Source organism: Streptomyces sp. NPDC029014 (genome assembly GCF_055564695.1).
The window spans coordinates 1-1017 of record NZ_JBVHVT010000256.1 but is presented as its reverse complement, the minus strand read 5'-3'; the positions used below and the strand labels follow the sequence as shown (position 1 = coordinate 1017).

Here is a 1017-nt window from a genome sequence, read left to right as displayed (position 1 = left end):
AGCAGCAAGGAGTGAATGGTGGAGTGTCGGTCGTGCGGTGCGCCCCTGCGGGCAGCAATGCGGGTGTGTGCCTACTGTGGAAGCCTGGCGGAAGAGGCAGCGGCGGTCGGGCCCGCGATGGATGCCGGGAGTGCCGGCGAAGCGGAGCCGCGTGCCCTGGAGGCCTCCTTGCTTCGCGAGCTCGCGTTTCTTGTCGAGCAGCAGGTTGAAACCGGTCATCCGAGCATTGCCCGGAAGATTGAAAACGTCGAGCGGAGGCTCGGCGCACTTTTGCAGCAAACAGGGGGAGTGTAAGTGTCGGATGCAGCAGATTCCTTCGTCGAGAAAACCTTCGACGAGTTCACCGAAAAGACCGAAATCACGCATGTCCAGCAGTTCATGTGGGGAGAGGGCAACCTCTACATCCGCGATTACCTGGACGAGGTCGCCATCAGCTCGGAAAATCTGAGCGCGTTCAATGCCCGGTTTACACTGCGGCGTGTCAAGACGGCTGAGCTCGATGTCCTTGTGCTCGATTGCGTGGTGATCCGTGCCGATGATTGGTTTCATGCGCGCGATGGTGTGATCATCTTCAATTGCGACCAGGTCAATCAACGGGTCGAGTTCACCGAGCAGGACACCCAGGTCGAGCACATCGGTGGCCAGCTGTTCTGCTTCGAGAATGGGCGTTACATCATCTCCGAAGCGCTTCTGAAGACGATCTGCGCTGCTCAGGTCCTGAAAGTGCGCATCCAGGGCGCGACCGTCCATTCGGATCCGCCGCTGGACTGGTGCCAGGGATTCCAGAAGTACTGCAGGCAGTTCTACAACAACGTCTACGATGCCAGCGCCTGGCCCGAAGCGGTGGCCGGTGGCCTGCCGCCGCCGGCGAAGACGGGGTGTTTCATTGCCACGGCGGCCATGGGCTCATATGAGGATGGCAGCGTGCGGGTGCTGCGGCGGTATCGGGACCGCGTGCTGCGCAGGACAGCGGCAGGCCGCCGCTTTGTCAGGCTCTACTATCGCTGCTCGCCGCCG

The 1017-nt window shown here is 61.6% G+C and carries 2 protein-coding genes; one reads left to right on the top strand and one right to left on the bottom strand.

Annotated features, from left to right (window positions below; genetic code table 11):
- Nucleotides 1-279: hypothetical protein (locus ACZ4VL_RS40950; protein ID WP_468211173.1), on the bottom strand; the 279-nt coding region annotated here is incomplete at its 3' end.
- A 15-nt stretch (nucleotides 280-294) separates the two neighbouring features.
- Here ACZ4VL_RS40950 and ACZ4VL_RS40945 point away from each other — a divergent pair.
- Nucleotides 295-1017 (top strand): CFI-box-CTERM domain-containing protein (locus ACZ4VL_RS40945; protein ID WP_468211170.1); only part of this gene is annotated, 723 nt, incomplete at its 3' end.